This window comes from Planotetraspora thailandica, assembly GCF_016863335.1.
Taxonomy (GTDB): domain Bacteria; phylum Actinomycetota; class Actinomycetes; order Streptosporangiales; family Streptosporangiaceae; genus Planotetraspora; species Planotetraspora thailandica.
Genome location: NZ_BOOR01000114.1, coordinates 1 through 1730, shown reverse-complemented (window position 1 = coordinate 1730; position 1730 = coordinate 1). Strand labels below are relative to the sequence as shown.

Genomic DNA, 1730 nt, shown 5'->3' with positions numbered 1-1730 from the left:
AAGGAGCGGCTTTCTTCATACACAAAAGATTGTCCGGCGGCGTCCTACTCTCCCACACCGTCCCCAGTGCAGTACCATCGGCGCTGGAAGGCTTAACTTCCGGGTTCGGAATGTAACCGGGTGTTTCCCTTCCGCCATAACCGCCGTAACCCCACGGAACTAACAACCAACCCGGTTGTTGCCCCTGAATCACATAGTGGACGCGAGCAAAACGCTCAAAAAAGCTTGCTTTGTGGTCAAGTCCTCGGCCTATTAGTACCGGTCAGCTCCACACGTTACCGCGCTTCCACCTCCGGCCTATCAACCCTGTCATCTCCAGGGAGCCTTACCCCACAAAGGGTGGGAGACCTCATCTCAAGGCGAGCTTCCCGCTTAGATGCTTTCAGCGGTTATCCCTACCGAACGTAGCCAACCAGCCGTGCTCCTGGCGGAACAACTGGCACACCAGAGGTTCGTCCGTCCCGGTCCTCTCGTACTAGGGACAGCCCCTTTCAAGTCTCCTGCGCGCGCAGCGGATAGGGACCGAACTGTCTCGCGACGTTCTAAACCCAGCTCGCGTACCGCTTTAATGGGCGAACAGCCCAACCCTTGGGACCTACTCCAGCCCCAGGATGCGACGAGCCGACATCGAGGTGCCAAACCATCCCGTCGATATGGACTCTTGGGGAAGATCAGCCTGTTATCCCCGGGGTACCTTTTAGCCGTTGAGCGACACCGCTTCCACACGCCGATGCCGGATCACTAGTCCCAGCTTTCGCTCCTGCTCGACCCGTCAGTCTCACAGTCAAGCTCCCTTGTGCACTTACACTCAACACCTGATTGCCAACCAGGCTGAGGGAACCTTTGGGCGCCTCCGTTACCCTTTAGGAGGCAACCGCCCCAGTTAAACTACCCACCAGACACTGTCCCCCACCCGGATACACGGGCGCGGGTTAGACATCCAAAACGACCAGAGTGGTATTTCACCAATGACTCCACCACAACTAGCGTCATGGCTTCCCAGTCTCCCACCTATCCTACACAAGCCATCCCAAACACCAATGTCAAGCTATAGTGAAGGTCCCGGGGTCTTTCCGTCCTGCTGCGCGAAACGAGCATCTTTACTCGTACTGCAATTTCACCGGGTCTGCGGTTGAGACAGCGGGGAAGTCGTTACGCCATTCGTGCAGGTCGGAACTTACCCGACAAGGAATTTCGCTACCTTAGGATGGTTATAGTTACCACCGCCGTTTACCGGCGCTTAAGTTCTCACCTTCGCAACATTGCTGCTGCTAAGCGGTCCCCTTAACGTTCCGGCACCGGGCAGGCGTCAGTCCGTATACATCGTCTTACGACTTAGCACGGACCTGTGTTTTTAGTAAACAGTCGCTTCCCCCTGGCCACTGCGGCCCCCACCAGCTACGAACGCAAAGGTCCTACACCAGCGAAGGCCCCCCTTCTCCCGAAGTTACGGGGGCAATTTGCCGAGTTCCTTAACCACAGTTCACCCGAACGCCTTAGTATTCTCTACCTGACCACCTGAGTCGGTTTAGGGTACGGGCCGCCGCAACACTCGCTAGAGGCTTTTCTCGGCAGCATAGGATCACCCACTTCGCCACAATCGGCTCGGCATCACACCTCAGGCTTAATGGTCCGCGGATTTGCCTACGAACCGCCCTACATGCTTACCCCGGGACAACCACCGCCCGGGATGGGCTACCTTCCTGCGTCACCCCATCGCTTACCTACTA

2 rRNA genes are annotated in these 1730 nt (G+C 57.1%); both read right to left on the bottom strand.

What is annotated here, in order from left to right:
* Positions 1 to 31: 31 nt before the first annotated feature.
* Positions 32 to 148, bottom strand: a 5S ribosomal RNA gene (gene rrf, locus Pth03_RS41080).
* 84 nt (positions 149 to 232) lie between these two features.
* Positions 233 to 1730, bottom strand: a 23S ribosomal RNA gene (locus tag Pth03_RS41075); the annotation flags it as partial.